At 59.4% G+C, this 26,213-nt stretch carries 24 protein-coding genes and 4 pseudogenes; 15 read left to right on the top strand and 13 right to left on the bottom strand.

Annotation, left to right across the window (positions count from 1 at the left end; translation table 11 throughout):
• Positions 1-132 precede the first annotated feature (132 nt).
• Complete coding sequence (locus QFX16_RS11435; RefSeq protein WP_283183981.1) at positions 133-2,070, bottom strand: bifunctional 5-dehydro-2-deoxygluconokinase/5-dehydro-2-deoxyphosphogluconate aldolase; 1,938 nt, start codon at positions 2,068-2,070, stop codon at positions 133-135.
• 311 nt (positions 2,071-2,381) lie between these two features.
• Between QFX16_RS11435 and QFX16_RS11430 the strand changes: the two genes are divergently transcribed.
• Complete coding sequence (locus QFX16_RS11430; protein ID WP_283183980.1) at positions 2,382-3,302, top strand: MurR/RpiR family transcriptional regulator; 921 nt, start codon at positions 2,382-2,384, stop codon at positions 3,300-3,302.
• 71 nt (positions 3,303-3,373) lie between these two features.
• Positions 3,374-3,985, top strand: coding sequence for a glutathione S-transferase (locus QFX16_RS11425; RefSeq protein ID WP_283183979.1), 612 nt, complete (start codon positions 3,374-3,376; stop codon positions 3,983-3,985).
• Positions 3,986-4,192: 207 nt separating this feature from the next.
• On the opposite strand, the gene QFX16_RS11420 is transcribed toward QFX16_RS11425, so the two are convergent.
• Entirely contained in the window at positions 4,193-5,131 is a 939-nt protein-coding gene (locus QFX16_RS11420) for a hypothetical protein (protein WP_283183978.1), read from the bottom strand.
• 301 nt (positions 5,132-5,432) lie between these two features.
• Between QFX16_RS11420 and QFX16_RS11415 the strand changes: the two genes are divergently transcribed.
• Positions 5,433-6,116, top strand: a complete 684-nt coding sequence (locus QFX16_RS11415; RefSeq protein WP_283183977.1) for a response regulator transcription factor — start codon at positions 5,433-5,435, stop codon at positions 6,114-6,116.
• A complete protein-coding gene (locus QFX16_RS11410; RefSeq protein WP_283183976.1) occupies positions 6,094-7,488 on the top strand; it encodes a sensor histidine kinase in 1,395 nt (464 codons plus the stop codon). The genes QFX16_RS11415 and QFX16_RS11410 overlap by 23 nt, the downstream gene beginning before the upstream one ends.
• Here QFX16_RS11410 and QFX16_RS11405 read toward each other — a convergent pair whose 3' ends face one another.
• Positions 7,489-8,244 (bottom strand): HvfC family RiPP maturation protein, encoded by a 756-nt coding sequence (locus QFX16_RS11405; protein WP_283183975.1) that lies wholly within the window; start codon positions 8,242-8,244, stop codon positions 7,489-7,491.
• On the bottom strand, positions 8,237-9,076 hold the full coding sequence (locus tag QFX16_RS11400) for an HvfB family MNIO-type RiPP peptide maturase (RefSeq protein WP_283183974.1): 840 nt from the start codon (positions 9,074-9,076) through the stop codon (positions 8,237-8,239). Before QFX16_RS11400 ends, QFX16_RS11405 begins: the two co-directional genes overlap by 8 nt.
• Before the next feature lie 632 nt (positions 9,077-9,708).
• Between QFX16_RS11400 and QFX16_RS11395 the strand changes: the two genes are divergently transcribed.
• Positions 9,709-10,755, top strand: a complete 1,047-nt coding sequence (locus tag QFX16_RS11395) for a class I SAM-dependent methyltransferase (RefSeq protein WP_283183973.1) — start codon at positions 9,709-9,711, stop codon at positions 10,753-10,755.
• A gap of 133 nt (positions 10,756-10,888) precedes the next feature.
• Positions 10,889-11,731, top strand: coding sequence for an NAD-dependent protein deacetylase (locus QFX16_RS11390; protein WP_283183972.1), 843 nt, complete (start codon positions 10,889-10,891; stop codon positions 11,729-11,731).
• Between the two features lie 115 nt (positions 11,732-11,846).
• On the opposite strand, the gene QFX16_RS11385 is transcribed toward QFX16_RS11390, so the two are convergent.
• Entirely contained in the window at positions 11,847-12,749 is a 903-nt protein-coding gene (locus QFX16_RS11385; protein ID WP_283183971.1) for a LysR family transcriptional regulator, read from the bottom strand.
• A 185-nt stretch (positions 12,750-12,934) separates the two neighbouring features.
• Between QFX16_RS11385 and QFX16_RS11380 the strand changes: the two genes are divergently transcribed.
• From QFX16_RS11380 to QFX16_RS11370, 3 genes are read left to right on the top strand one after another with little or no spacing between them, the layout of a single operon-like run.
• Positions 12,935-13,633, top strand: a complete 699-nt coding sequence (locus tag QFX16_RS11380; protein WP_283183970.1) for a CoA transferase subunit A — start codon at positions 12,935-12,937, stop codon at positions 13,631-13,633.
• 36 nt (positions 13,634-13,669) lie between these two features.
• Positions 13,670-14,335: a CoA transferase subunit B gene (locus QFX16_RS11375; protein WP_010455523.1), complete on the top strand. Its 666-nt coding sequence runs from the start codon at positions 13,670-13,672 to the stop codon at positions 14,333-14,335.
• 11 nt (positions 14,336-14,346) lie between these two features.
• Positions 14,347-15,528 carry an acetyl-CoA C-acetyltransferase gene (locus QFX16_RS11370; protein ID WP_283183969.1) on the top strand — a complete coding sequence of 394 codons (1,182 nt, stop codon included), beginning with the start codon at positions 14,347-14,349 and terminating at the stop codon, positions 15,526-15,528.
• Between the two features lie 280 nt (positions 15,529-15,808).
• Here QFX16_RS11370 and QFX16_RS11365 read toward each other — a convergent pair.
• Positions 15,809-15,943: pseudogene (locus QFX16_RS11365) on the bottom strand (NADP oxidoreductase); the annotation flags it as partial.
• A gap of 56 nt (positions 15,944-15,999) precedes the next feature.
• Positions 16,000-16,224 (bottom strand): annotated as a pseudogene (locus QFX16_RS11360) (divalent metal cation transporter); the annotation flags it as partial.
• Between the two features lie 60 nt (positions 16,225-16,284).
• Between QFX16_RS11360 and QFX16_RS11355 the strand changes: the two are divergent.
• From QFX16_RS11355 to QFX16_RS11340, 4 genes and pseudogenes are all read left to right on the top strand, one after another.
• Complete coding sequence (locus QFX16_RS11355; protein WP_283183968.1) at positions 16,285-17,079, top strand: hypothetical protein; 795 nt, start codon at positions 16,285-16,287, stop codon at positions 17,077-17,079.
• A 57-nt stretch (positions 17,080-17,136) separates the two neighbouring features.
• Complete coding sequence (yddG, locus tag QFX16_RS11350; protein WP_283183967.1) at positions 17,137-18,048, top strand: aromatic amino acid exporter YddG; 912 nt, start codon at positions 17,137-17,139, stop codon at positions 18,046-18,048.
• A gap of 84 nt (positions 18,049-18,132) precedes the next feature.
• A pseudogene (locus QFX16_RS11345) lies at positions 18,133-18,807 on the top strand (glutathione S-transferase family protein).
• Positions 18,808-18,835: 28 nt separating this feature from the next.
• On the top strand, positions 18,836-19,162 hold the full coding sequence (locus tag QFX16_RS11340) for a putative quinol monooxygenase (RefSeq protein ID WP_283183966.1): 327 nt from the start codon (positions 18,836-18,838) through the stop codon (positions 19,160-19,162).
• 188 nt (positions 19,163-19,350) lie between these two features.
• Here QFX16_RS11340 and QFX16_RS11335 read toward each other — a convergent pair.
• Positions 19,351-19,615: pseudogene (locus QFX16_RS11335) on the bottom strand (DUF6124 family protein).
• Between the two features lie 589 nt (positions 19,616-20,204).
• Entirely contained in the window at positions 20,205-20,642 is a 438-nt protein-coding gene (locus QFX16_RS11330; protein WP_283183965.1) for a GNAT family N-acetyltransferase, read from the bottom strand.
• A gap of 507 nt (positions 20,643-21,149) precedes the next feature.
• On the opposite strand from QFX16_RS11330, the gene QFX16_RS11325 reads away from it, so the two are divergent.
• Positions 21,150-21,737 (top strand): DcrB/PsbP domain-containing protein, encoded by a 588-nt coding sequence (locus QFX16_RS11325; RefSeq protein ID WP_283183964.1) that lies wholly within the window; start codon positions 21,150-21,152, stop codon positions 21,735-21,737.
• Positions 21,738-21,740: 3 nt separating this feature from the next.
• Here QFX16_RS11325 and QFX16_RS11320 read toward each other — a convergent pair whose 3' ends face one another.
• The 3 genes from QFX16_RS11320 to QFX16_RS11310 form a co-directional block, all read right to left on the bottom strand.
• The gene (locus QFX16_RS11320) at positions 21,741-22,457 is read right to left on the bottom strand and encodes an alpha/beta hydrolase (protein WP_283183963.1); all 717 of its coding nucleotides are present in this window, start codon (positions 22,455-22,457) and stop codon (positions 21,741-21,743) included.
• Positions 22,458-22,639: 182 nt separating this feature from the next.
• Complete coding sequence (locus QFX16_RS11315; protein WP_283183962.1) at positions 22,640-23,752, bottom strand: succinylglutamate desuccinylase/aspartoacylase family protein; 1,113 nt, start codon at positions 23,750-23,752, stop codon at positions 22,640-22,642.
• A 201-nt stretch (positions 23,753-23,953) separates the two neighbouring features.
• The gene (locus tag QFX16_RS11310) at positions 23,954-24,733 is read right to left on the bottom strand and encodes an ABC transporter substrate-binding protein (RefSeq protein WP_283183961.1); all 780 of its coding nucleotides are present in this window, start codon (positions 24,731-24,733) and stop codon (positions 23,954-23,956) included.
• Positions 24,734-25,062: 329 nt separating this feature from the next.
• Between QFX16_RS11310 and QFX16_RS11305 the strand changes: the two genes are divergently transcribed.
• A complete protein-coding gene (locus QFX16_RS11305) occupies positions 25,063-25,737 on the top strand; it encodes a type 1 glutamine amidotransferase (RefSeq protein ID WP_283183960.1) in 675 nt (224 codons plus the stop codon).
• Here the strand turns inward: QFX16_RS11305 and QFX16_RS11300 are convergent.
• Positions 25,705-26,139: a rhodanese-like domain-containing protein gene (locus QFX16_RS11300; protein ID WP_150655460.1), complete on the bottom strand. Its 435-nt coding sequence runs from the start codon at positions 26,137-26,139 to the stop codon at positions 25,705-25,707. The two genes, QFX16_RS11305 and QFX16_RS11300, sit on opposite strands and share 33 nt — an antisense overlap.
• Positions 26,140-26,213 lie beyond the last annotated feature (74 nt).

The raw sequence follows: 26,213 nt of genomic DNA, 5'->3' as shown, positions 1-26,213 counted from the left end.
TCAGTAAGAGCGATACAAAACCCCTTGTGGGAGCGAGCCTGCTCGCGATAGCGGTGTATCAGGCGCCTTCAATGTTGACTGTCAGTCAGCTATCGCGAGCAGGCTCACTCCCACAGGTATTGCGGTGTTCCATCAAGCGCGCGCCGTGCGCCAGGCATCGATCAATTCAACGAACGTGCCCTGCACTTGACGGATCAGCGCTTCATCGTCGATTTCACCGGCCATCCACGCGCGGCTCGGCTCCTGGAAAATCGTCCGACCGACTGCAAACCCGCGGCAAGTCTGGCTCTGTCTGGCCTGTTGAAACCCTTCGGCCAGTGCCGATGCCGGTGCATTCAGCCCCAGCAACACCACGCCTCGGCAGTACGGATCACGCTCCTGAATCAGTTTGTCGAGTTGCTTCCACTCCTCGGCGCTCTGCGCTTCGATCTTCCACCACGCCGGGTAAATGCCCAGGTTGTAGAGGCGTTTCAGGGCGCGATACAGAACGTCCGGATGGGTCGATGGATGATCCTTGGGCGGGATGATTTCCAGCAGCAGCTCATGACCGCTGACTTGGGATGCCTGGTACAAACCCTTGATCTGCGCTTCCTGTTCCAGACGCAGCAACGGCTCGTCGTCGGGGTGGAATTGCACCAGGCACTTGATGATTTGTTCCTGCGGCCAGGCGATCAGGTTGCTGCCGATGGAGCGCCCATGTTCGAACGCCAATGGTCGCGAACCCTGCACTTCCACCGGACGCGCCACCCACCAGCCGCGACCGGTGGCGGCGTTCAGCGAGTCCTGGCCGAAGCGTTGATCGGCCAGCAGCCCGACATCGGCCTCGATGCCCTGCTCGCGCAAATCGGCTTCGACCCGTTCCACAGCCTTGATAAACAGTTGCTTGAGTTCGCCGATGGCGTTCAGGTCGCGACCGCCCTTTTGGGCCAGTTCCACCAGTTGCCCGCGATGGTCGAAGGCAAAAATGAACAGCTGCTTCCACTGTTTGCGCGGCACGCTGACCTGATGCAGACGCTGCAACACCGCGTCCTGATCCGGCCGGGTAATCGGCACCGGACTGTTAAACAGATAATCGAGTTCGGCACGGGTCGGCATGGCCGGTGCGCAGGCGTGGCGCGACACCACCAGACCGCCGCAGGCATTGGCCAACTGGCAGCAGCGCTCGTCGCTCGCATCCTCGAGCCAGCCGCTCAAGAAACCGGACATGAATGCATCGCCGGCGCCCAGCACATTCAACACTTCCACCCGCACGCCGGGGTAAATGGCGCCGTCTTCAAGACGTACCGGAATCACCCCGTGAATCACCGTGCAGCCCTGCGGGCCGAGCTTGACCACCAGGGTCGCCGCGCTCAGGCGCCGCACATTGCGCAGCGCGGTGAGCAAGTCCTCGGAACCGCCGGCAATCAGGAATTCTTCTTCCGTGCCGACGATCAGGTCGAAACGCGGGAGGATTTTCTGCACATGCTGGCTGACGTTCTGGTCGGCGACGAAACGGGTTTCGCCGTCGGCCTTGCCGGCCAGGCCCCAGAGTACTGGGCGATAGTCGATGTCCAGCACCCGTTTGACGTTGTGCTTCTCGGCGTAATCCAGCGCCTGGATGCTCGCCTTGTAGACGCCATCGGTGGAGAAATGGGTGCCGGTGATCAGCAAGGCTTTGCTGGAAGCAATGAAGGCTTCGCTGATGTCTTCGGCCCGCAGCGCCATGTCGGCGCAGTTTTCGCGGTAGAAGACCAAAGGAAAGGTTTCGCGATCCTTGAGGCCCAGCAGGACCATGGCGGTCAGGCGCTCCGGATCGACCTTGATCCCGCTGACGTCGCAACCTTCGCGGGCCAGGGATTCCACCAGGAAGCGGCCCATGTGGTCGTCCCCTACCCGGCTCAGCATCGCCGACTTCAGGCCCAGCCGAGCCGTGCCGAAGGCGATGTTGGCGGACGATCCACCGAGGTATTTGGCGAAGCTTGAAACATCTTCCAACCGCGCCCCGACTTGCTGCGCATAGAGGTCGACGCCCAGGCGCCCCAGGCAAATCAGATCCAATTGACGCCCACTGGCAAAACGAGTCTGGCCCATGCTGGCTCCTGTTATTTTTATCATCCTGCGTTCGGGGCGATGGCCGCGCCGAACACTCTTGGTGGATGCAGACTAAAACGTACGGGACCGAACAATCAATAATTATTCTAAATATTTTTTACGTGGAATATTTTTTCCAATAAACTTTGATACAGGCGTTTCAGCGGCAGTGCATCGTTTCAGCACACCTCGTACTGACCGCAAGCTCAAGATTTTATTCCGGCCTACCCTGTAGACTGCGCACAGCCAACCTATTGTCAGGGGATGACGCCATCCGTCCTCCCTATAAGAACAAGCCAGAAGGATTCCTTATGACCCGCACCGATCAGCCGGCGACGACCGAGAGCACGCCCGACAGCGATCTCGCCAGCCCCCCGATCAATGCCGAGCGTCTGCTGCAACTGATCACCCACGAATACGAAAGCCTGCCGCGTCAGCTCAAGCGCATCGCCAGTTACATGAGCCAGCAGAGCGACCGGATCATGGTCGACCGCATCAGCGACATCGCCCGCGAGTGCGAAGTGCACCCCTCGGCGATCGTGCGGTTTTCCCAGCGTTTCGGGTTCAGCGGCTTCAGCGAAATGCAGGCGCTGTTCCGCGAGGCCTATACCCACAAGACCACGCCGGTTCAGAACTACCAGCAGCGCATTCGCAGCATGATCGCCAACAAGTCGCAGAAGGCCAGCGGCGGCGACCTGGCGCGCGAGTGCATCAATGCGACCCTCTCAGGCATCGAACGGCTGGGGCTGGAACTCGATGATCAGGCCTTCGACAAGGCCGTCGACCTGGTGGTGAACGCCGACAACATCTACGTGGTCGGGGTGCGTCGTTCGTTCGCGGTAGCCGACTACCTGGTCTACAACCTGCAACACACCAACAAGCGTATCCATCTGGTCTCGGGGCTCGGCGGCAGCTACCGCGAGCAGATGCGCAGCGTGCGCGCCAATGACCTGGTGATCGCCATCAGCTTCACGCCCTACGGCAAGGAAACCCAGCATTGCCTGCGAATCGCCCAGCATAATCAGGCAAAAACCCTGATCATTACCGACAGCAACCTCTCGCCTCTGGCAAAACGCGCCAACACCGTGCTGCTGGTCAACGAAGGCAGTTCGTTTGCCTTCCGTTCGTTGAGTGCGACGCTGTGCCTGTGCCAGGCGCTGTTTATCGCCGTGGCCTATCGGCTGGAATTGAAGGTCGATGAGATTCACGAACAGGTCGGCTTCGAAGATTAGCAGCACGCCGTTTCCAGCTCGCTGAACCTCAGCTAAGGTAGTCCAAAATGGACATCTGAAGGAGCGGTTCTATGAAGCTGATCGGCATGCTGGATTCGCCGTACGTGCGGCGCGTCGCCATCTCCGCCAAACGCCTTGGCATCCCACTGGAACACCAGTCGGTTTCGGTGTTTCGGCATTTCGAGCAATTCCAGCAGATCAACCCGGTGGTCAAGGCGCCCACCCTGGTGCTCGACGACGGTGAGGTGTTGATCGACTCGACGCTGATCATCGATTACCTGGAAGCCTTGGCCGGTCCTGGCAACAGCCTGATGCCCGACGATCTCGATCAACGCCTGCGCTCATTGCGCCTGATCGGCCTGGCACTGGCAGCGTGCGAAAAGTCCGTGCAGCTCTACTACGAACGCAACCTGCGGCCAGCGGAGATTCAGTTTGAACCGTGGGTGGAGCGGGTTGAAGGGCAATTGGCGGCCGCCTATTCGGCGCTGGAGCGGGAGCTGGAAATGCAGCCGCTGAAGACTGACGGGACGATTGCTCAAGACGGGATTACGTTGGCAGTGGCCTGGAGTTTCACCAATCTGGTGGTGCCGGATCAGGTGGATGTGAATCGGTTTCCACAGATCAGTGCGTTTACCGAATATGCCGAAGGGCTTGAGGATTTTGTCAGTACACCGATTGAGTAGACAGGTTTGTTGTGCCTGCTCGCGATATGGCGGACTACCAGTCAACATCATTGTAAATATCATTCACACAAAAACGCCGCTTCCACCAGAGGCAGAAGCGGCAGATGAGCCCCAGGGGTATCAGGTAAACAGAGCGATCAGGATGATGATCGGGATGGGTATGCCAAGAAAGAACAGCAGTAGTGAGCGCATGAGAGTTCTCCTGGGTTAACGAACAGGTACTGAAGTGGTGGATACATAAGCGTCGGTTTCGAGGTACTCGACCGCATCCCGACGACGGCCACCGAAAGTTGCAGCAAGGCTGGCGAAAAACGCACCGATCAGCAGCGCGATGAACATCCACAGCGAAGTCCAGGCAGCGACTTTGGCGGCGGTGTCCGCCGCTTGTTTGGCGGCGAGTTTGGCGTCGGCCACGGCTTTTTGCGTGCGGGCATACACTTCATCAACGCGACGTTCAGCGTCCGCTTGAGTGAGGTTGGTCCGTTGAGCCACCAGTTGCGCCAGATAGGTGCGATCTTCGGCAGCCAGTTGACCGTCATTGCTCAGACTGCGCACGAAGATGCGCGTCACGGTGCCATGAACGGCGTCATCACTGACCGCAGTCGGGCGATCATCGCGGAACAGGCTGTCGACGAAGTAACCATACTGGTCACTGTCAGTGTTGCCGGCAGCCGCGCCAGCGGCTTGAGTCGCGGCACTCGCGGCGCCACCGAACACACTAGCCCCAGCCTGCACGCCACCGCTGACAATGCTGCTGACCGAGCCGACCACCAGCGTCGCCGTCACCAGCGTCGCCACGCACCAGGCGAGAAAACCATGGGCGGTGTCACGGAAGTAAACCTCATCACCGTGCATGTACGCCCATCTCACCCGCAGACGACCGGCGATATAACCGCCAAGCCCGGAAGCCACGATTTGCGTCGCTGCCAGCCAGACAATCGTTGAAATACCCAGGCCCTTGGCGCTCACCCCTTCATGGGCCCACGGCGACACCGCCGAAAAACCCAGGCCAAAGCCGAGCAACACGAGGATCAGCGACAACGCTGCCGCCGCTGCGGCCCCTGCGAATATCGCCCCCCAGGACACGCCAGAAAGCGTGCTCGTTTCTTCGAAGGCAGGAGAGAAACCATCAGAGGATCTATTCATTGTTATATCGCTCCAGGCAGGAAAGATGGTGTTACAACTCTTCAAAGGAGGAATTGCAGTCACCGTGCCAGTCGCCAACTTTAAATAAATCTCAAGATTTCAATGATTTAGAAAGTTTGAACTTCCTATATCCATGCAATTTGCAAGGAACTGTCTGTAGCGGCGGGTTTTATGCATTGACCAGGAGCGGCGTTTTCAATGGAAAAATCAAAAGATCGCATGAAGTTTTATTTAAAAAGCCTGCCCTCATTTCTTGGCAAAATGCCGCTCAACGTTGAGTACTCCTAATCAGGCCCGCCCTATGACCCGCATCTTGACCATCGAAGACGACGCCGTGACCGCCCGGGAAATCGTCGCCGAACTGAGCAGCCACGGCCTCGACGTGGATTGGGTCGACAACGGCCGCGAAGGTCTGGCGCGCGCAGTCAGCGGCAACTACGACCTGATCACCCTCGACCGCATGCTGCCTGAGCTCGATGGTCTGGCGATTGTCACCACGTTGCGGACCATGGGCGTGGCCACGCCGATTCTGATGATCAGCGCCCTCTCCGACGTCGATGAGCGTGTGCGCGGCTTGCGCGCGGGCGGTGACGATTACCTGACCAAACCGTTCGCCACCGATGAAATGGCCGCCCGGGTCGAAGTCCTGCTGCGCCGGCAGAACACCGTGACCGCCCAGGCCACCACATTGCGGTTGGCGGATCTGGAGCTGAACCTGATCAGCCATGAAGCCAGCCGCGACGGTCAGTTGCTGACGCTGTTGCCCACCGAGTACAAGCTGCTGGAATTCCTGATGCGCAACACCGGGCAGATTCTGTCGCGGATGATGATTTTCGAAGAGGTCTGGGGTTACCACTTCGACCCCGGCACCAACCTGATCGACGTGCACATCGGCCGGCTGCGCAAGAAAATCGACCCGCCAGGCAATGCCCCACTGATTCGAACCGTGCGAGGCTCGGGTTATGTCATTGCTGAACCCCTCTAACGGCTGGCGTTCATCCAGCAGCCGTTTGCTGGCGCTCTACAGTTCGCTGTTCGTGCTCTGGAGCGGGATTCTCATGGGGGTCATGTACTACGAGGTTTCCGCCTACCTGGACAACCTGGCCAAACACTCGCTGATGCAACGTCAGCATCTGTTTTCGCACTTTCAAGGCGAACAATTGGCAGACGCCCTCGCCGTCAGCATGACCTTCGACATTCGCGGCATCGACGCTTATGGCCTGTTCGATACTCAGCACCGCTACCTCAGCGGTGCGCTGCGCCACATGCCCGAAGGCCTGCCGCTGGATGGCAAGATTCACATGCTTGGCGACTGCGCCGATTCTGACGACCCAAGCCTGCCCGCCGACAGCTGCGACGCGATAGCGACCCAGACGAAGGATGGTCGCTGGCTCGTGCTGGTGCGGGATAACGGTTCATTGTTTGCCGTGACCCGGATCATTCTTCACGCATTGTTCTGGGGTGTGACGCTGACCATCTTGCCCGGTATCGCTGGTTGGCACCTGTTGCGGCGGCGTCCGTTGCGGCGGATTCGTGCTATCCAGGCCAGCGCCGAAGCCATCGTCGCCGGCGACCTGACCCGCCGCCTGCCACTGTCCAATCGCCGCGATGAGCTGGACATGCTCGCCGCCATCGTCAACGCCATGCTCGAACGTATTGAACGCTTGATGAACGAGGTCAAGGGCGTCTGCGACAACATCGCCCACGACCTGCGCACGCCGCTGACGCGCCTGCGGGCGCAGCTGTACCGGATTCAGCAACAGGCTGATGAGGGTTCGACGCTGGCGGTGCAACTGGACTCAGTGCTCGGTGAAGCGGACACCTTAATGGCGCGCTTTCGAGGGTTGTTGCGGATTTCCGAGCTGGAAGATCGTCAGCGGCGTTCCGGATTTGTGCAGCTGGATCCGGTGCCGTTGTTGCAGGAACTGCACGAGTTTTATCTGCCGTTGGCGGAAGAAGACGAACTGGTTTTCAAGCTGCAACTGCCTGAGTCGTTGCCTTCGCTGAACGGTGATCGAGCGTTGTTGTTTGAGGCGGTGGCGAACCTGCTGAGCAACTCGATCAAGTTCACGCCGCCGGGTGGCGAGGTGATTTTGCGGGGGATCAATGAAGGGGGACATACGCGGATTGAAGTGCTCGACTCGGGGTCCGGGATTCCGGAGGCAGAGCGGGAGGCAGTGTTCCAGCGCTTTTATCGTGCCGACGGCGGCAACCAGAAAAGCGGGTTCGGGCTAGGGCTGTCGATCGTTGCGGCGATTGTGAGCTTGCATGGGTTTGCGCTTGAGGTGGGCACCAGTGAACTTGGAGGGGCGCGGCTAGTGCTCGACTGCCGGCAAAGCTTGATTCCCCCCGATTGATCATGCTAAGCCCACCACGCCTTCTTCCTGCATCTGCCGCAACAACACTGCCCCACTTTCCATAAACTCGGGCGACCCAGCCATCCCCGCCTCCACCGCCAATCCTTCCAGTTGCTCACGACCGTCCAGTTGTGGAAATTCCTCAATCCGCTGCAACAGCCGCCAGGCCAACGGGCTCAGTGCAGAAAACTTCACACTCCAGTCCTCAGCCCGACGCACCAGCAACAATGTCGGCTGAGTGGGCGCTGTCTCCGGTTGATAATCCGGCCCCACCAACTGCACCGGCCAGGCATACGCCAACGACCAGGCCAGCGGCGAAACCTGCAACGGTCGGTCCAGCAACAATCCGGCATCGCTCAGCGGCAACGGTTCGGCCTCGGACTGCTGCAACGCCATCTCGATCCACTCGTAATGCGCCAGTTCCACCATGAACGGCGGCCACGCCCCTTCGGCCAACGCTTGCGGTTCCGAGGCCAGGAACTCGACAAACTCCTGGGCGATCTCGCCGAATTTCGGCGTGTGCGCGCGGTAGTCGCGCAGGAAAACCCGTACCAGTGAACGCCAGTGTTCATCACCGAGAATCTTGATCAGCACCGGAAAAGTCCCACTGAGCAACGACGACAGGTTCGCGAAAATCAGGTCGCGGTAAACTTGCGCCCGTGTCACGTCCATCCCGGCCGGTGGCGCGCAATGATCGGGATCGCGCAGGTAAAGGCCCAGGGTGTTTTGCTGCTGAAATAGACTCGGCTTATCCACGGTTCACCCCCTCGGTTTGCAGGCGTCGAATGGTCTGCAACTCGGCCAGCAGTTCGGAAAATGCCGGAAAGTTGAAATCCCGTTCCAGCAGCGTCGGCTGCGCTCCGAAGCGAGCGTAAGCCTCAGCCAGCAACGACCAGACCACCGGTTTGACCGAAGCGCCGTGGGTGTCGATTTTCAAGGTGTCGGACTCATCGAAATGCCCAGCGACGTGCATGGCCACCACCCGGCCAGAATCGATGCCGGCCAGAAAGGTCTGCGGATCGAAACCGTGATTGATTGAGTTGACGTAGACGTTGTTGACGTCCAGCAGCAGGTCGCAATCGGCTTCGCGCAGCACCGCGTTGATGAAGGTCAGCTCGTCCATATCCTGTTGTGGCGCGGCGTAGTAGGAGACGTTTTCCACCGCCAGACGCCGACCAAGAATGTCCTGAGCCTGGCGAATTCGCGCGGCGACGTGATGCACTGCTTCTTCGGTAAAGGGCAACGGCAGCAAGTCGTAAAGGTGACCGTCATCGCTGCAGTAGCTCAAGTGTTCGCTGTACAGCGGCACATTGTATTGATCGAGGAAAACCCGGACCTCCTGCAGAAACTCGACGTCCAACGGTGCCGGGCCGCCCAATGACAGTGACAAGCCATGACAGGACAACGGATAACGCTCGGCCAAGGCACGTAACGCATGGCCATGAGCGCCACCGATGCCGATCCAGTTTTCCGGTGCAACTTCCAGAAAATCGAAATCGCCCACACGGGCTGCTTGAAGGTCCTTCATTAAACCGCGACGCAAACCGAGCCCGACGGTCGCCTTCGCTGAGAGGGTGGGAGTTTGCATGATGTCGATCTCAATGATTGTCAGAGCGGAATCACAGTTAACCGAAAGGGTGTATCGGGTCTGTGTTCCGCTCCGGCAGAAAATCGCGGCGGTTGTATCGCCGGCGGGTCTGTACACACTGTGGTACAGGTAATGGTCGACGCGCAGGCGATTGACGGGGGTAGATTTCAGGTCGGTTTCAGCCAGGAGCGTGGTCATTGTTGTCCCCTTCACGGTGTATAGGGTGCCAAATGGCCTACGCAGTTCATCGCAGGTTTGTATCTCGCCTGTGTTCGGCAGTGCCACGGTATTGGGGGAAACTGTATCGGGAAGCCTGTTAGATACAGTGAAATAGACGCCACAAATCCCTTGTAGGAGCGAGGCTTGCCCGCGAAGGCGGCGTGTCAGGCAACATCCTCGTCGACTGACACGCCGCCTTCGCGGGCAAGTCGGATCGCCGCACCGCTCGCTCCTACAGAGGGGTAGGCAAGGTAACTTTCGTCGCTCAAGGCAGCGGTGCACGGCCCCCGGACTAAACTTAGTGCACGCAGGGCGTGCTTATCGTCCTGTTCATTCCCACGACCACCGTCCAGAGGTGAACGCCTCGAAAAACAAGGCCCCTGGACTGTGATCCTGCTGAAGGAGCACACGTGATGGACGAGGCCAGACTCAATGATTTCATGGGCAAACTGGTGAACGACATGGGCGGCGCGGCGATGCTCGCCAACGTCATCCTCGGCGAAGAGCTCGGACTGTACCGGGCCATGGCCGACAGTCAGCCAGTCACCCCGGAAGCCCTCGCTGACAAAACCGGCTGCAACACCCGCCTGCTGCGCGAATGGCTCAGCGCCCACGCCGCTTCCGGTTACATGGAACACCGCGACGGCCAGTTCCGGCTGCCCGAAGAGCAGGCCCTGGCATTGGCAATCGAAGACTCCCCGGTCTATATCGCGGGTGGCGTCGGGGTGGTTGCATCGTTTTTCCATGACAAGGACAAACTGGTCAACGCCATGCGCGGCGACGGTGCCCTCGCCTGGGGCGATCACCATCCGTGCATGTTCAGCGGCACGGAGCGGTTCTTCCGACCAGGTTATAAAGCGCACTTGGTCGCCGAATGGCTACCGGCGCTCGAAGGCGTGGTCGCCAAACTGGAGGCTGGCGCCAAAGTGGCGGATATCGGCTGCGGCCACGGCGCATCCACCGTGATCATGGCCCAGTCGTTTCCGGATTCGCGGTTCGTCGGTTTCGACTACCACGCGCCCTCCGTCACCGTCGCCACCCAGCGCGCTGAAGCCGGTGGCGTGTCCGGGCGTGCGCGGTTCTTCCAGGGCACGGCAAAAAGCTTCCCCGGTGACGACTATGACCTGGTCTGCTACTTCGACTGCCTGCACGACATGGGCGATCCAGTCGGCGCGGCGCGGCACGCTTATGACGCGCTAAAACCGGACGGCACGGTGCTGCTGGTAGAACCGTTCGCCAACGACTCGCTCGACGACAACGTCACCCCGGTTGGCCGCTTGTTCTACGCCGCCTCGACCTTCATCTGCACCCCGAACTCGCTGTCCCAGGAGGTCGGCCTCGGCCTCGGCGCCCAGGCTGGCGAGGCGCGGCTGCGCAAGGTCTTCACCGAGGCGGGGTTCAAGACGTTCCGACGGGCCACGGAAACGCCGTTCAACCTGATTCTGGAGGCGCGTAAGTAACCATCGCACATGTAGGAGCACGGCTTGCCGGCGATGGCGTCCTTAAGATCGCCATCGCCGGCAAGCCGTGCTCCTACAGGGTGATTGGCAAATGCTACCCTGCAAATACTCATGGTCCACCGGAGTGTTGAACATGCTCGACAGCCTCATCCGCGAACAACTCGACCACCTTCAGCAGTTAATGGCCGAGCAGCCGTTTGTGGTCCTGACCGGCGCCGGCATCAGCACTCCGTCGGGCATTCCGGACTACCGCGACAACCAGGGAGTGCGGCGTGGGCGGCAACCGATGATGTATCAGGAATTCCTCTCCGCCCCCGAATCCCGGCGGCGCTATTGGGCGCGAGCGATGCTCGGTTGGCCGCGTGTGCGCCAGGCCCAGCCGAACGTGGCCCACGAGGCCTTGGCCAGTTTGCAAAGTTCGCAGCAGATCAGCGGGCTGATCACTCAAAACGTCGACACCCTGCACGACCAGGCCGGCAGCCATGACGTCATCGAACTTCACGGCAGCCTGCACCGGGTGTTGTGCCTGGACTGCGGGACGCGCAGCGAACGGGATTCGATCCAGCAACTGATGGAAGCGCAGAATCCGTATCTGGCCGGCGTGGATGCGGTGCAAGCCCCGGATGGCGACACGCTGCTGGATGCGGCGTTTGAGGCGCGGTTTCAGGTACCGCATTGCCCGCACTGCGCAGGTGAACGGATGAAGCCGGACGTGGTGTTTTTTGGCGAGAATGTGGCGCAGGTCACGGCGACCAAAGCAATGGCGGCGGTCGAAAAGGCTGCGGGGTTGCTCGTGGTCGGGTCTTCGTTGATGGCGTATTCGGCGTTTCGATTGTGCCGGGCGGTGGCGGATCAGGGGAAACCGTTGATTGCAATTAATTTGGGGAAGACTCGGGCGGATGACCTCCTTGATTTGAAAATAGAGGCTTCATGCGAGCAGCTTTTGCCCTTACTGGCCCAGCACCGCTCGTCCTGATCAACCTAAAACCCTGTGGGAGCGAGCCTGCTCGCGATAGCGGAGTATCAGTCAACACTGATGTCGGATGTGCCGGCCTCTTCGCGAGCAGGCTCGCTCCCACAGGTGACCGTGATCAGGGCAGAGAAACTCGTTGGCCCAGGTTTTCGGCTTTCAGGATATCGAACAACGCCTGAGCCGCTGCCGACAGCTCAATCCCTGGCTTGGTCAACACCCCGATCGCCCGCTCCACCACCGGGTCGCGCAAGGTAATGCACCGCGCGCCCAGTTCCAGCATCTGCCCGACACACAACGCCGGCACCGCGCTCACTCCCAACCCGCTGGCCACCATCCGTCCAACTGTCGCCAACTGATGGCTTTCAAACTCCACCGGCAATTTCATCCCACGCGCCTGCAAGTGTTCTTCGAGCATCACCCGAACCGTCGACGGACGCTGCAAGGTGATGAACGGTTCCTTGAGCAGGGTCTGCCAATCGATGTCTTCCCGTTCGGCAAAAGGAGAATCTTTTGGCACCACCGCAACGAAACGGTCCATGTACAACGGCGTGAATGCCAGCGACGAACTCTGAGTCGGTTCAAACGCCACCCCCAGCTCAACCTGCCGGTCACGCACCATCTCCAGCACCTGCTCGTTGATCACGTCATTCACCGTGACATTGACCTTGGGATAGCGCGCGCGGAAGGTTTTCAGGATCGGCGGCAGCAGGTTACCGGCAAATGAGGGCATCGCCGCCAGCGTCACGCGCCCGCGCTGGAGGGTAAAGCGTTGGCGCAACTCATCCTCGGCATTGTCCCAGTCAGCGATAAGGCGACGTGCCAGTGGCACCAGCGATTCTCCCTCTGCGGTCAGCGCCACGTTGCGCGTGTTGCGGGTGAACAGCCGCCCGCCCAGCCCCTCCTCCAGCGCCTTGATGGTCAGGCTCAAGGCCGATTGCGACAGGTGCAACCGCTCGCAGGCCACGGCAAAACTCAAACTCTGGGCCACGGCCAAAAATGCCCTGATCTGCTTGACTGTCATGTTCGAATTGCTCCAGTAATGAGCGCAGGCGCTCCATTCGCGAGCAGGCTCGCTCCCACAGGATTAATTGGTGAGTTTTATCTATCAATCAACCTTAAAAATCAACTTAACAAATGAATACTGCGGCGAGACACTCCATCCCCATACGGCTAGCCAGCCGCCCACAAAGAATAAAAGAGGTGCATATGGCAGGTTTCGACAAGCGCGTGAGTTCCTACGAGGAAGCCCTTGCAGGTCTTGAAGACGGCATGACCGTGATCGCCGGCGGCTTCGGTCTGTGCGGGATCCCGGAAAACCTCATCGCCGAGATCAAGCGCAAAGGCACCCGGGACCTCACCGTCGTCTCCAACAACTGCGGCGTCGACGGTTTCGGCCTCGGCGTGCTGCTGGAAGACCGGCAGATCCGCAAGGTGGTGGCCTCCTACGTCGGTGAGAACAAACTGTTCGAAGACCAGCTGCTGAAAGGCGAAATCGAAGTCGTCCTGACCCCCCAGGGCACCCTCGCCGAAAAAATGCGCGCAGGCGGCGCCGGCATCCCCGCTTTCTTCACCGCCACCGGCGTTGGCACCCCAGTGGCCGAAGGCAAGGAAGTCCGCGAATTCCATGGCCGCCAGTACCTGATGGAAGAATCCATCACCGGTGACTTCGCCATCGTCAAAGGCTGGAAAGCCGACCATTTCGGCAACGTCATCTATCGCCACACCGCCCAGAACTTCAATCCGCTGGCCGCCACTGCCGGCAAGATCACCGTGGTCGAAGTCGAAGAAATCGTCGAACCCGGCGAGCTGGACCCGTCGCAGATCCACACCCCTGGCATCTACGTCGACCGGGTCATTTGCGGCACGTTCGAGAAGCGCATCGAACAGCGCACCGTGCGTAAGTGATCTCCTGCCCCCGGACCGAATGAAGGAATAACAACAATGGCACTTTCCCGCGAACAAATGGCTCAACGCGTCGCCCGCGAAATGCAGGACGGCTTCTACGTGAACCTGGGCATCGGCATTCCGACCCTGGTCGCCAACTACATCCCAGAAGGCATGGAAGTCATGCTGCAGTCGGAAAACGGCCTGCTGGGCATGGGCCCCTTTCCTACTGAAGAAACCATCGATGCCGACATGATCAACGCCGGCAAACAAACCGTGACCGCACGTATCGGCGCGTCGATCTTTTCCTCGGCCGAGTCCTTCGCGATGATCCGCGGTGGTCATGTCGACCTGACCGTGCTGGGCGCCTTTGAAGTAGACGTCCAAGGCAATATCGCCTCGTGGATGATTCCCGGCAAACTGGTCAAGGGCATGGGCGGCGCCATGGACCTGGTGGCCGGTGCAGACAACATCATCGTTATCATGACCCACGCGTCCAAGGACGGTGAGTCCAAGCTGTTGTCCAAATGCAGCCTGCCGCTGACCGGTGCCGGCTGCATCAAGCGTGTGCTGACCGACCTGGCTTACCTGGAAATCGAAAACGGCGCGTTCATTCTCAAGGAACGCGCACCGGGCGTCAGCGTCGAGGAGATTGTCGCCAAGACCGCCGGTAAACTGATCGTGCCGGATCACGTTCCGGAAATGCAGTTCGCTGCCCAGTGAGGAATCATTCCATGCAAGAAGTCGTCATTGTCGCCGCCACCCGCACCGCCATCGGCAGTTTCCAGGGTGCCTTGGCGAATGTTTCCGCCGTTGACCTCGGCGCTGCGGTGATCCGCCAGTTGCTGGCGCAAACCGGTCTGGACGTAGCTGAAGTCGATGAAGTGATCATGGGCCAGGTGTTGACCGCCGGCGCCGGGCAAAACCCTGCGCGCCAGTCCGCGATCAAGGCCGGCCTGCCCTTCACCGTGCCTGCGATGACCCTGAACAAGGTCTGCGGCTCGGGCCTCAAAGCGCTGCATCTGGCCACTCAGGCAATTCGCTGCGGCGATGCCGACGTGATCATTGCCGGCGGCCAGGAAAACATGAGCCTGTCCAATTACGTCATGCCCGGTGCGCGCACCGGTCTGCGCATGGGTCATGCCCAGATTGTCGACACCATGATCAGCGACGGCCTGTGGGATGCGTTCAACGATTACCACATGGGCATCACCGCCGAGAACCTGGCTGACAAGTACAACCTGACCCGCGAACAGCAAGATGCCTTCGCCGCGGCCTCGCAGCAGAAAGCCACGGCCGCCATCGAAGCCGGGCGTTTTGCCGACGAGATCACGCCGATCCTGATTCCTCAGCGCAAGGGCGATCCGGTCGCCTTCCAGGTTGACGAACAACCACGGGCCGGGACCACCGCCGACTCCCTGGGCAAACTGAAAGCCGCCTTCAAAAAGGACGGTTCGGTGACCGCCGGTAACGCCTCGTCCCTGAACGACGGTGCCGCCGCCGTAATCCTGATGAGCGCGGAAAAAGCCAAGGCCCTCGGCCTGCCCGTGCTGGCGAAAATCGCGGCTTACGCCAATGCGGGCGTAGACCCGGCGATCATGGGCATCGGCCCGGTCAGCGCGACTCGTCGTTGCCTGGACAAGGCCGGCTGGTCCATCGACCAGTTGGACCTGATCGAAGCCAACGAAGCCTTCGCTGCGCAATCTTTGGCGGTGGCCAAGGACCTGGAATGGGACCTGAACAAGGTCAACGTCAACGGCGGCGCCATCGCCCTGGGCCACCCGATCGGTGCGTCGGGTTGCCGAGTACTGGTGACTCTGCTGCATGAGATGATCAAGCGTGACGCCAAGAAAGGCCTCGCCACCCTGTGCATCGGTGGTGGTCAGGGCGTGGCACTGGCGATCGAACGGGCGTAAAGCGTTCAACAGACGGCGCGGGGACCCACGAATATCCGTTCGCCGTCTGGCAAAACACCCGGTGCGACTCACGTCGCACCGGGCTATCCACATCTCTGAAACCAATTTCTGTCACAACGCTCACTTTGTAGCAGCTGGCGAAGCCTGCGTTCGGCTGCGAAGCAGTCGTGAAATCAGACGATAGGGTGTTTCAGGCAGACCGCGTGCTCAGGTTTGACGACTGCTTCGCAGCCGAACGCAGGCTTCGCCAGCTGCTACGCCGAGTGCGGGGAATGAAGAGTCAGGCAAATTTCACCAGATTCAGCACCGGCAGCGGACCGCCTGGAAACTGCACCCGCCGCCCGCCCTCCGCCGCCGGATCGCTTTCCAGAAAACGCGCCTGAAGGTGATTGAACGCCTTCACCACCCGCGCACCCCTTAAGTCTAAACATACAAGCGAGCCTGCTCGCGAAGAGGCTCGGCCAGGCAACACAGCTTCAGGCTCAGGCTACGAACTGTAAGATCAACCCGCTGTTCGCCCCGCTCCGCGTCCTGCTTACTGTGCAGGTCCTTGCCGATCATCCGGGTCTGCACGATGGAGGCATGCAGGTACACGTTATGCGGCATCACGGTGGCCCCAAGAATACCGATGGCCAGGTGCAACCGCGCCAACACGCTCGGTAGCAGCAACTTTGTATACAAAACGCAGCAATCCATAGAGCAATCAACCGTCCGCAATGCTAACGTTGCCGCCTCACTCAGGTCGGAGGTGCGTGCGTGCTGATACTCAAACTGCTGGTCATCCCAGGATTTCTCTTGCTGATTTCCCTGGCCGGTAAACGCTGGGGACCGAGTGTCGCCGGCTGGCTGTCGGGGTTGCCGGTGGTGGTCGGGCCGATTCTGTTCTTTCTCGCCGTCGAACAGGGTCCGGAGTTCGCTGCTCAATCGGCGACGGCAGCGCTGTCGGCGATGTTCGCGATGATTGCCTTTTGCGTGACCTACGCTCAGGTTGCACAACGCGCGAAGTGGCCGTGGGCGCTGGTGATTTCGCTGTTGGTCTGGGCCACCACGGCCGTTGTGCTGTCGTTGATTCCCCCGTCCCTCGTGTTCTCGGTGATCGCCGCCGCAACCGCCCTGCTGGCGGCGCCGTTTCTGTTTCCCTCGGTACAGCCAATCGTTTCAGGCCCGGCGCCGAAGTCCGACAAATTGCTGTTGCGCATGATTGCCGGCGCCCTGCTCACCCTCGCAGTCACGTTGTTGGCCAGCACCGTCGGCGAACGCTGGAGCGGTCTGCTCGCGGTGTTCCCGGTGCTGGGCAGCGTGATGGCGGTGTTCTCCCAGCAAACTCGCGGTCCGGCCTTTACCGCTGCGTTGTTGCGGGCCACTGCTACGGGGATGTATTCGTTCGCCGCGTTTTGCCTGGTGTTGGCGTTGGCCTTGCCAGGCATGGGGCTGACCGCGTTCGCCCTGGGCGTCGCGGTGTCAGTGGGTATGCTCGGGGTGACCAAGCGCTTGTTGGCCAAACCGGTGAGCGCGGCACCGGACGCTGGACGTACGGCGATCAAACGCTAAGCTGCTTGATGTCATCGGGCCAGGATTTCGCCCGCTCATCGCGCTGAAGGAACAGACATGACTCCGCTTCGAAACAGCCACAGCGCGACGGCCGTCGGCGTGATTGCGATAGTGCTCTGGTCCTCCCTGGCTTTGCTGACCACCCTCACCGAAGGCATTCCACCGTTTGAACTGCTGACACTGGGTTTCGGCGCGGCGTTCGCGGCGAGCCTGGTGATTCTGGGCCGACGCGGGCTCGCCGGGTTCACCAGTTGGCGCCAGCCCTGGGCCGTGTGGGCGACCGGGTTCGTCGGAATTTTCGTTTATCACGCGCTGTACTTTTTCGCGCTCAAAGCCGCCCCGGCGGCCGAAGCCAGTCTGATCAACTACCTTTGGCCGCTGTTGCTGGTGTTGCTGTCGGCGTTCTCGGCCGGAGAAAAGCTGCACAAACGGCAATTGCTCGGCGCACTGCTGGGCCTGGCCGGCACGGCCTTCATCATGCAGCAGCGTGCCCCGAATGCTGATGTCGCGATGCCCATCGCCGGTTATCTCGCGGCGTTCGGTTGTGCGCTGATCTGGTCGGTTTACTCGGTGATCAACCGCCGGTTCAGCGAAGTACCGAGCAGCATCATTGGCGGCATCTGCGGCTTGGTCGCCGTGGCCGGACTGGTCTGCCACCTGGCGTTCGAAACCACGGTAAAGCCCGACTTCAGCCAATGGACCGCAATTGTCGTCCTCGGGCTTGGACCGGTCGGACTGGCGTTTTTTGCCTGGGACCACGCCACCAAACACGGCAGTCTGGCGACGCTGGGGGCGCTTTCCTACCTGGCGCCGTTGATTTCCACGTTGTTGCTGATCACCGTGGGGCGCAGCCATGCCAGCCCGATTCTGATCGTCCCCGCGCTGCTGATTATCGCCGGTGCAGTCATCGCCACGTCGCGATCAACCGCCAAAGTGCCGATAACACGTTCGATAGTTTCGAACGAGTAAAGCAAATAGCTCGCACGTCATTCGAACGGGTTTACTTCAACATCAGCCTCAGTTCAAAACCAACCACTGACTGAGGCCTACACCATGAAGTTTTTTTTCCACCCTTCGCCCAACCCGATGAAAGTCGCCCTGCTGCTTGAAGAACTGCAAACGCCCTACGAATTGATCGGCGTCGACACCTTCAAGGGTGAGCAACACCTGCCGGCCTTTTTGGCGATCAACCCGAACGCCAAGGTGCCGGCCTTGGTCGATGGCGACGCGACCGTCTTCGACTCCCAGGCGATCCTGCTGCACCTGGCGCAAAAACATCAGCGCTTCCTGCCGACCTCGGTGGCCGGGCAAGCCGAGCTACTGTCCTGGCTGATGTTCATCGCCACCGGCCTGTCGCCATTTTCCGGCCAGGCGGTGCATTTCCTGCACCACGCGCCGGAAGACCTGGCGTATGCGAAAAACCGCTACCTCAAAGAAGTCGAACGTCACTACCGCGTGCTCGATCAGCGACTGGCCGACCATCAGTACCTGGCCGGCGACTCCTACAGCATCGCCGACATGGCGCTCTGGGGCTGGGCCAATTAGGCACCGTACATCCTCGGCGAGAACGGCCTGGCGGCGTACCCGAACGTCAAGCGCCTATTCGATGAAATCAGCGCCCGTCCGGCCGCCCAACGTGCCCACGGTCTTAAAGAGAAACTGGTGCTGAAGACAGAGTTCGACGAAGAAACCCGTCGCAACCTGTTCCCGCAGAACCAGGCGCAGTAACCCAATCCCAGCGTGCGAAGGTGATGAAATGAGTGATCAAGTCGCGTTTATTGTTTACCTGCCGGCCAAACCGGAACGTTTCGCCGAAATGAAAGAACGGCTGCTGGACGTGGTGCACCAGATGTCGGCCGAGCCGGACTTCGTCAACACCTGGGTCCACCAACTCCAGGACGACCCGAACACCCTGGTGCTCTACGAAACCTGGACCTGCAGCAAGGACGACTTCATCACGCGTCACCTGAGCAAGCCGTATCGACAGGCGTATGAACTGCTGCTCCCGCAGCTGCTGGTCAGCGAACGTCGCATTGAGTTTCTGGATGTGATCAAGAGCTATCCGGTGCGACGTGGGGGCTGAACGGACCTTCCAGCGTGACCACGAGCAACAGAACTGCGTGGCCTGAGCGCAGAGAGCGCCGCGCGCCCGCATCTGCGGTTCTACGTCGGTGGCATTACCAAAAAACAATAAGGAAGCGCGTCGCGGTTGCGACCTTTGAATGCTGCTAAACAGCGAGGGCGCAAGCGCCCTCGCTACCCGCCTGGCGACTACCCAGGCTTGTGGTTATCCAGTACGCGATTGACCGCTAACTCACCCAACATGATGACCCGTTGCAGCACCAGCATCGTTTGGCGTCGTGGGCCGTCCGTCAAGTCGGTGAGGGGGCGGTATCTGCGTTTTCGACGCCCCGGGGTTGAGGTAGAAACTGAGGGCGCGGTCGGCCGCCTCTGTCATTTTCTTGGGGTCAAGATCACGAAAGACGTCGTAGGGTACCGGACCGGTATTCGGGGGGTTGGGCGTAACTTTGAACATAGATGGAACTCCGATGCTGATTAATTGGAGCCATCACCATCTCGCTACCAAACGGAGGGTGGCGGCCATACGGAGGTTGGTAGACCGGGCATCGGAACCGGCGCCCCCGGAGGAGCCCTACGCATGGCCACCATGAAACCGCAGCCCTGGGAAAGGACCGCCAAAGGTGACGCTATGCGTCGATGCTACGGGTCTACCAAACCCGGTCACTGTTTTTCAGTGACAGGGAAACGATATAGCCCGCACCACAGGCGCACAAGCCAGCGGATTCTGGCGCACGCGTAGGTAACGACGCAAGGCGTTGTAGCCGTTAGGACGTAACACCGAGTGTCTTTAAACGCGCTCCCTGAAACGTGTTTATGCGCATCAAAAGCCGAGAATTTCTTCGCCCGTTTTTTGGCTGGGTGATTACACATACTTGCCCACCCATTTGCATTCGACCTGACCAGCTATTTGCGTCGGATTCTACCAGGACGCTTCGTGGACAAAACCGGCAGAGAACGACCCAATGCGGACGCTGACCAGCATTTGGTTAAGGGGCGGGCTTTAGCCCGTCCCAGTGAGCGAAGCGAACGGTTTGAACCAGTTGTTATGCATGTTTTACTAGCCGTTTCTTTAAATGATACAAGTTAGTCCCGATTGGTCGATCCTCAAGAACACCATAAATCTCATACCCATGCTGCTCATAGAACTGTTTAGCATCAACGGTTTTTAAGAATGCAACTACTGCCCCATTGTTGGCGCCAATCGTTTCTGCTTTTTCCAATAGCATAGAACCGATTTTTCTACCGCGATGAGATTCCTTAACCCAAAAGGTATCAATTTCTAAGCCATCCCAGTAACAATTACAGCTTATTGCACCGATGTAGTCGCCTACTTCATCGTGTGCAACCACCATAAATATTTTATCTTCCGATTCTGGCGGTAGATTTGGATATTGAATTCGAAGATATTCTGAGAACCTATTATTCAGAACTCCCTGATCTTTTTCTGTTGGAGAATCCAATATATCAATCTTGATTTCCACTTTATTGCTCCGACCATTCAACTTTGAGGTGCCGTACGGCTTTTGGCATAACAATTAATTTTGCGGCATGCGATGTCGCATAACACTCCATGTCCATGTGTAATCCCTTGAACAATCAAAAAATCGAGTCTGTAAACGCGACATCAAGAAGGGGGAAAGCGGCATATTTTTTGCACACTACTGAAGTATTAGCTGCGTGTCCATGGTCTGCTTTTGGCCGTTCTCTGCCGATCATGGTTACAAAGCGTGCTGGCCAAATCCGATGCAATCGGTGATCAGAACGAATGCAAATGACTGGTCAGGCCGAATGCAAACGGGTGGGCAAGTGGAATGCAACTTCGCATTGGTGGGTTATTGCAAATATGGTGTTTAGCAGGACGTTGATATCTGGTCCCTAACGCTGACCAAAGGAACATGACCGTCCGTTAGACTGCGCTGGAATGCGCCGCAACCTCCATGGGATGATCGCCCCCCACCGCGAGACCGACCATCCCCTGGAGTTTCTGAATGTCATTGTTAAGTAAAAAAGCCGCTGTCCTGTTGTTGACGGCGGTTGCCAGTCTGGGAGCGCTGAATGCGCAGGCCGCCAAGGCCACTGCCAGCGATACCGCGCCAGCACAGAAAGTCTCGATGCTTGGCGGCAAGTTCACGTTCACCCTGCCAAAAGGCTTCGTCGCCAACCCGTTGCCCGCCGGCGACGCGGCCACCGGCACCGCCGGGGCAACGGGCACCATGTACACCAATCAGGCGACTAAAACCGTCGTGATCGCCGCTGAAAACACCATCCCCGGCGGCCTCAACGTCAAAGACAACGACGGTCAGTTCCTCGACTCCGCGGCGTCCGACTTCGCCACCGAACAAGCCGCGGCGCTGCCAGACTTCACCAAGCTCAGTGAAAAAAGCCTGACCCAGAAAGGCACCGGCCTGGGGTTGCGGCAGATTGACAGCACCGCCACCCAGGGCGGCGGCAAAACCCTCGACACCACACTGATGGCCGCGTCCAACACGCGCATGGCGATCGTTCAGGTGATTTCCCGCCTCAGTGACAATGCTGGCCACGAGACACTGGTCAAACAGATCGTCACCGGCAAGTAAGCATCAGGGATTGAGACGCTGCAACCAGGCGCTCAAGTCCTGCAATTCGACAGCACTGATGCTGTGACCGACGCCAGGGTAGGCATGAAATTCAGGCTTGAGTGACAGGCTCTGCAACAGGCTGTCGGCGTCCGTACCGTCAATGTACGGAAGGCGTTTGTCCGCCGTGCCATGACCGATGAAAATCGCCAGCTTCTGGCGCTTTTCATCCGGTTTCAGTTCGGACTGGAGCACCGGCAGAATCCGCCCGCTCAACGCCGCAATCCCGCCCACCGCCTCGGGGTGACGCAGGGCCACCTCGTAGGACATGATCGCGCCCTGGCTGAAACCCACCAGGAATACCTTGTTCGGTTCGGTGTGATATTTCTTCGCCGCCTGTGCGACGAAATCCTGCAGCACCTGGCCGCTGGACTTCAGATCATCTGTCTCACCGTTGTAGGCAGCGTTACCTTTCTCGCGAAACCACTTGTAACTGCCCTCCTCCATCACCATCGGTGCGCGTACCGACAGGTAGTTGTATGACGCGGGCAGTTCATCCTTGATGTCGAACAAATCCTGTTCGTTACTGCCGTAACCGTGGAGGAAAATCACCAAGGGCTGATTGCGCGATTCGGGGTTGGCCTGCTCCAGGTACTTGAGCGGCAGATCGGTTTGCAGCGGGGTTTGAGCGTGGACGGCGGCGGACGCCAGGAGTGTCAGCAGAGCGAGATACTTCAACATAAACCTTCCTTCACAAGTGCAGGATTCGGGGGAAGAGCCTAACACTGTGAAGCTTGCCGGGGGATTTCAGGTGTGGCTAATGCCGCTTCGCGAGCAGGCTCGCTCCCACATTTGAAATGCATTCCCCTGTGGGAGCGAGCCTGCTCGCGAAGCGGCCCGATGCGACACCGACGATTCCGAGATTAGTCGTTGATGAGTTTCCCGACCCGAATCGGCTCACGCCCCGCGACCTTCGCCTGCCAGGTGCCCGGCTGCGTATAGCGCCCACGATCGATGGCAAACAACACGCCACTGGTCCCGGCGCAAACCGTGGTAACTCGATCATTCAGCGGATCGACCACTTCAAACAGCGCATCACCCTTCTCCACCCATTCACCCGAATCACGCAGGAAACTGACGACCCCGTGATGCGGCGCGAACAGGTATTGGGTGCCTTCGAACGGCATGCCTTCACAGCATCCGCTCGGTGCCGCAGGCCAAGTGCCTTTGATGAAACCCTGCTCGGCGAGGAAGCCGAGAATCGCCTCGCAATTGGCCTGAGCCTGATCGACTCGCGTATCACCCATGCTGCCCAACTCCAGCGTCGTCGCCAGGTTGGCCGGCGGGATCGCGGCCTCAGGGAAAGCCCTTGCCAGACGCATCCACGGCGTTGAACACGATTCATCGAATGAGCTGCCGCCGGAATCTTCACAGAGCAACGCCACCCCAGCCTTCAAACGCGCCGCCAGGGATTGCCACTGCGGCCAGTGTTGCGGCAAGGCATACAGATGAATCGCCGCGTCAAAATCACAATGCAGATCGAGGGTGATATCGGCATCACAGGCGTGACGCAGCAGCAAGCGGTGCATGGCTTCAAGCTGCGAGGTCGGTGCCGGCAAATCGTCGAGTACCTGGCCCATGGTCTGGCGAATCAACGTAATGTTGGCAGCCGCATCACTGCCCAAGCGATCACCAATCAACTCGGCCACCGGTGCGCTGAGTTCGACGAAGGAGCGGTTGAAGTTCTTGCCGCTGCCCAGCTCGAAGCGGCCCATGTGGCTGCCTTGCAGGTGCTGATCGAGGCCAATGGGATTGGCCACCGGGACCAGTTCGATCACGCCCTGCAACTGACCTTGGGCTTCGAGTTCGCTCAGACGCTTTTTCAGTTCCCACGCCGTGCGCATGCCCGGCAGTTCATCAGCGTGCAGGCTGGCCTGGATGTAGACCTTGCGAGTGCCCGCGCCATAACGAAACACGCTGAGGGTGCGTTCGGTGCCCAGGTGGCTCCAGGGCAGTGAATGATCGATGCGTTGCATGGAAACTCCTGAGTATCTGAACGGCGACAATCACCTGTGGGAGCGAGCCTGCTCGCGAATGCGATTTTCCAGTGGAAAGTTTTTTGCCTGACACACCGCTTTCGCGAGCAGGCTCGCTCCCACAGGGATCTCATTTCAACAGAAAGAACATAAAAAAAGTGGCAACCGCGTCAACGGTTGCCACTTTTTTGAACGGCGTGATTACTGGCCGTAAACGTCAAAGTCGAAGTACTTGTCTTGCACTTGCTTGTACTTGCCATTGGCGCGGATTTCGGTGATGGCGGTGTTGAATTTCTCTGCCAGGGCAGTATCGCCCTTGCGCACAGCAATACCGGCGCCGCCGCCGAAGTACTTGGCGTCTTCGTAGGTCGGGCCAACGAAAGCAAAGCCTTTACCGGCGTCGGTTTTCAGGAAACCGTCGTCCAGGTTGACCGAGTCGGCCAGCATCGCGTCGAGACGACCGGCGACTATGTCCAGGTTGGCTTCCTGCTGCGAGCCGTAGCGAACCAGATTGATACCGGCCGGCACCAGCACTTCAGTAGCGAAGCGGTCGTGGGTACTGGCGCGCAGCACACCGACTTTCTTGCCTTTGAGTTCGGTCAGCGGGTCTTTGATGTCGGTGCCTGCCTTCATCACGAAGCGCGCCGGAGTGTGGTAGTACTTGATGGTGAAGTCGACGTTCTTTTTGCGATCGTCGGTGATGGTCATGGACGACAGGATCGCGTCGATTTTCTTGACCTTCAGCGCCGGGATCAGGCCGTCGAACTCTTGCTCGACCCAGGTGCACTTCACTTTCATCTGCTCGCACAGCGCGTCGCCGATGTCCACGTCGAAACCGGTGAGTTTGCCGTCAGGGGTTTTCATCGAGAATGGCGGGTAACCGGCTTCGATACCCAGGCGGATCGGCTTGGCGTCTTCGGCCACAGCCGTCAGGGACAACATCGACAGTGCCAGGGCACCGAACATCACTAGCTTCTTCATTTATAACTCCTGTGTGCGGAGACTTTTATTGGCAGCTTTCGATTGGCATTCGGTTGCGCCTTCCGATTGGAGAGCACCGAAGTGGTCGGCAGTCTAGAGCGGCTCAAAGAGGGTAAATTGTGTTTAAGCGACAAATAGTTATAGAAAAGTGGCCGACGGATTGCGCTGTTTGCACGCGTGCGCCAAGGCGGTACAAGGACTGTCAGACAATCACTGGTTTGAGACAAAACCTACAGGGTTCAGGTGCTAATCCGACTGAATAGTCTGACTGGCGATGAACCGGTATTTACGGCACATTGACCGCCAACCTGTCCCACGAGAGAAGCGTGATGCCCACGTTGAACCTGATCCAGCACCACCCCGCCGAAGGTCCCGGCGCCATTGCCACGTGGGCTGCGTCCCGAGGTTTGACCCTGAACGTGTTTCGCGCCGACCTCGGCCAGTTGCCGCCAGTGAGTGCAGTACCCGTGATCCTGTTGGGCGGGCCTTATGAGTCCAACGCCGGGCCAGCGTGGCTGGAAGCTGAACGTCGGTGGTTGGCGGGCAGCCTAGATCAAGGCGCGCCGGTGTTTGCGATTTGTCTGGGGGCGCAGTTGCTGGCGCTGAGTCTGGGCGGGAATGTGCGGCGGATGGATCGAACCGAAACCGGTTGGACCCGCGTGACGTTCGTCGATGGTCAGCATCTGAACGTGCTGGAATGGCACGAAGACGCCATCGACCTTCCGCCAAACACGCAGTTGCTGGCCAGCAGTGACCAGTGCGAGCAGCAGATGTATTGCGCCGGGCCGACGCGGGTGGGTTTGCAGTTTCATCCGGAGTGGACGGCTGAATCGGTGGCCACGCTCAATGAACACTTTGCCGACGAGTCACCGCTGCCCCGGGGTCAACAGGACAGCGCCGCCTATGCAACCGTGTTCGAGTGGTTGCAGGCGACGCTGGATGCTTGGTGGTCAGCGCAGGTCTCGGCCCGATCAGCACTCACAACCGATCACGGCACTCACTGACTGTTGCACCCTCACACTCAACTCAAACCCTTCATCCAGCCACCCGGTCACTCCGCCGATCATTTCCTTCACCGGGTAACCCAGCGCCGCCAGTTTCACGGCAGCCTTGTTGGCACCGTTGCAGTGGGGCCCGGCGCAATACACCACGAACACGCTGGTTTTCGGGTAGGCCGCCAGACTTTCAGCAGTCAGCAATCGCCCCGGAATGTTGATCGCCCCCGGCACATGGCCACGTTCGAACGCGAGCGGGCCGCGCACGTCCACCAGGACAAAATCCACTTCACCGGCCTGTTGGCTGCCGTGGACGTCGGAACAGTCGGTTTCGAAGGTCAGACGGTTGCTGAAATGCATCAGGGCGATGGCCGATGGGGCGGCGGGAATCTCGCGGACCAGGCTGGTCATGGGCTGTACTCCAAAGTCTCGGTGGGTGTGAGAAGACTTTATCCGCCCGACGCTTGCGGCTACAGTGGCGCACA

This window comes from Pseudomonas svalbardensis, assembly GCF_030053115.1.
In the GTDB taxonomy this organism is placed as follows: Bacteria; Pseudomonadota; Gammaproteobacteria; order Pseudomonadales; family Pseudomonadaceae; genus Aquipseudomonas; species Aquipseudomonas svalbardensis.
This window is presented reverse-complemented; position numbering and strand designations above follow the sequence as displayed.

Coding starts and splice junctions, on each gene's coding strand:
- QFX16_RS11430 (WP_283183980.1), top strand. CDS start 2,382: ATGACCCGCACCGATCAGCCGGCGACGACCGAGAGCACGCCCGACAGC.
- QFX16_RS11435 (WP_283183981.1), bottom strand. CDS start 2,070: ATGGGCCAGACTCGTTTTGCCAGTGGGCGTCAATTGGATCTGATTTGC.
- QFX16_RS11390 (WP_283183972.1), top strand. CDS start 10,889: ATGCTCGACAGCCTCATCCGCGAACAACTCGACCACCTTCAGCAGTTA.
- QFX16_RS11415 (WP_283183977.1), top strand. CDS start 5,433: ATGACCCGCATCTTGACCATCGAAGACGACGCCGTGACCGCCCGGGAA.
- QFX16_RS11375 (WP_010455523.1), top strand. CDS start 13,670: ATGGCACTTTCCCGCGAACAAATGGCTCAACGCGTCGCCCGCGAAATG.
- QFX16_RS11385 (WP_283183971.1), bottom strand. CDS start 12,749: ATGACAGTCAAGCAGATCAGGGCATTTTTGGCCGTGGCCCAGAGTTTG.
- QFX16_RS11380 (WP_283183970.1), top strand. CDS start 12,935: ATGGCAGGTTTCGACAAGCGCGTGAGTTCCTACGAGGAAGCCCTTGCA.
- QFX16_RS11370 (WP_283183969.1), top strand. CDS start 14,347: ATGCAAGAAGTCGTCATTGTCGCCGCCACCCGCACCGCCATCGGCAGT.
- QFX16_RS11310 (WP_283183961.1), bottom strand. CDS start 24,733: ATGAAGAAGCTAGTGATGTTCGGTGCCCTGGCACTGTCGATGTTGTCC.
- QFX16_RS11340 (WP_283183966.1), top strand. CDS start 18,836: ATGAGTGATCAAGTCGCGTTTATTGTTTACCTGCCGGCCAAACCGGAA.
- QFX16_RS11325 (WP_283183964.1), top strand. CDS start 21,150: ATGTCATTGTTAAGTAAAAAAGCCGCTGTCCTGTTGTTGACGGCGGTT.
- QFX16_RS11395 (WP_283183973.1), top strand. CDS start 9,709: ATGGACGAGGCCAGACTCAATGATTTCATGGGCAAACTGGTGAACGAC.
- yddG (WP_283183967.1), top strand. CDS start 17,137: ATGACTCCGCTTCGAAACAGCCACAGCGCGACGGCCGTCGGCGTGATT.
- QFX16_RS11400 (WP_283183974.1), bottom strand. CDS start 9,076: ATGCAAACTCCCACCCTCTCAGCGAAGGCGACCGTCGGGCTCGGTTTG.
- QFX16_RS11425 (WP_283183979.1), top strand. CDS start 3,374: ATGAAGCTGATCGGCATGCTGGATTCGCCGTACGTGCGGCGCGTCGCC.
- QFX16_RS11320 (WP_283183963.1), bottom strand. CDS start 22,457: ATGTTGAAGTATCTCGCTCTGCTGACACTCCTGGCGTCCGCCGCCGTC.
- QFX16_RS11305 (WP_283183960.1), top strand. CDS start 25,063: ATGCCCACGTTGAACCTGATCCAGCACCACCCCGCCGAAGGTCCCGGC.
- QFX16_RS11300 (WP_150655460.1), bottom strand. CDS start 26,139: ATGACCAGCCTGGTCCGCGAGATTCCCGCCGCCCCATCGGCCATCGCC.
- QFX16_RS11410 (WP_283183976.1), top strand. CDS start 6,094: ATGTCATTGCTGAACCCCTCTAACGGCTGGCGTTCATCCAGCAGCCGT.
- QFX16_RS11420 (WP_283183978.1), bottom strand. CDS start 5,131: ATGAATAGATCCTCTGATGGTTTCTCTCCTGCCTTCGAAGAAACGAGC.
- QFX16_RS11315 (WP_283183962.1), bottom strand. CDS start 23,752: ATGCAACGCATCGATCATTCACTGCCCTGGAGCCACCTGGGCACCGAA.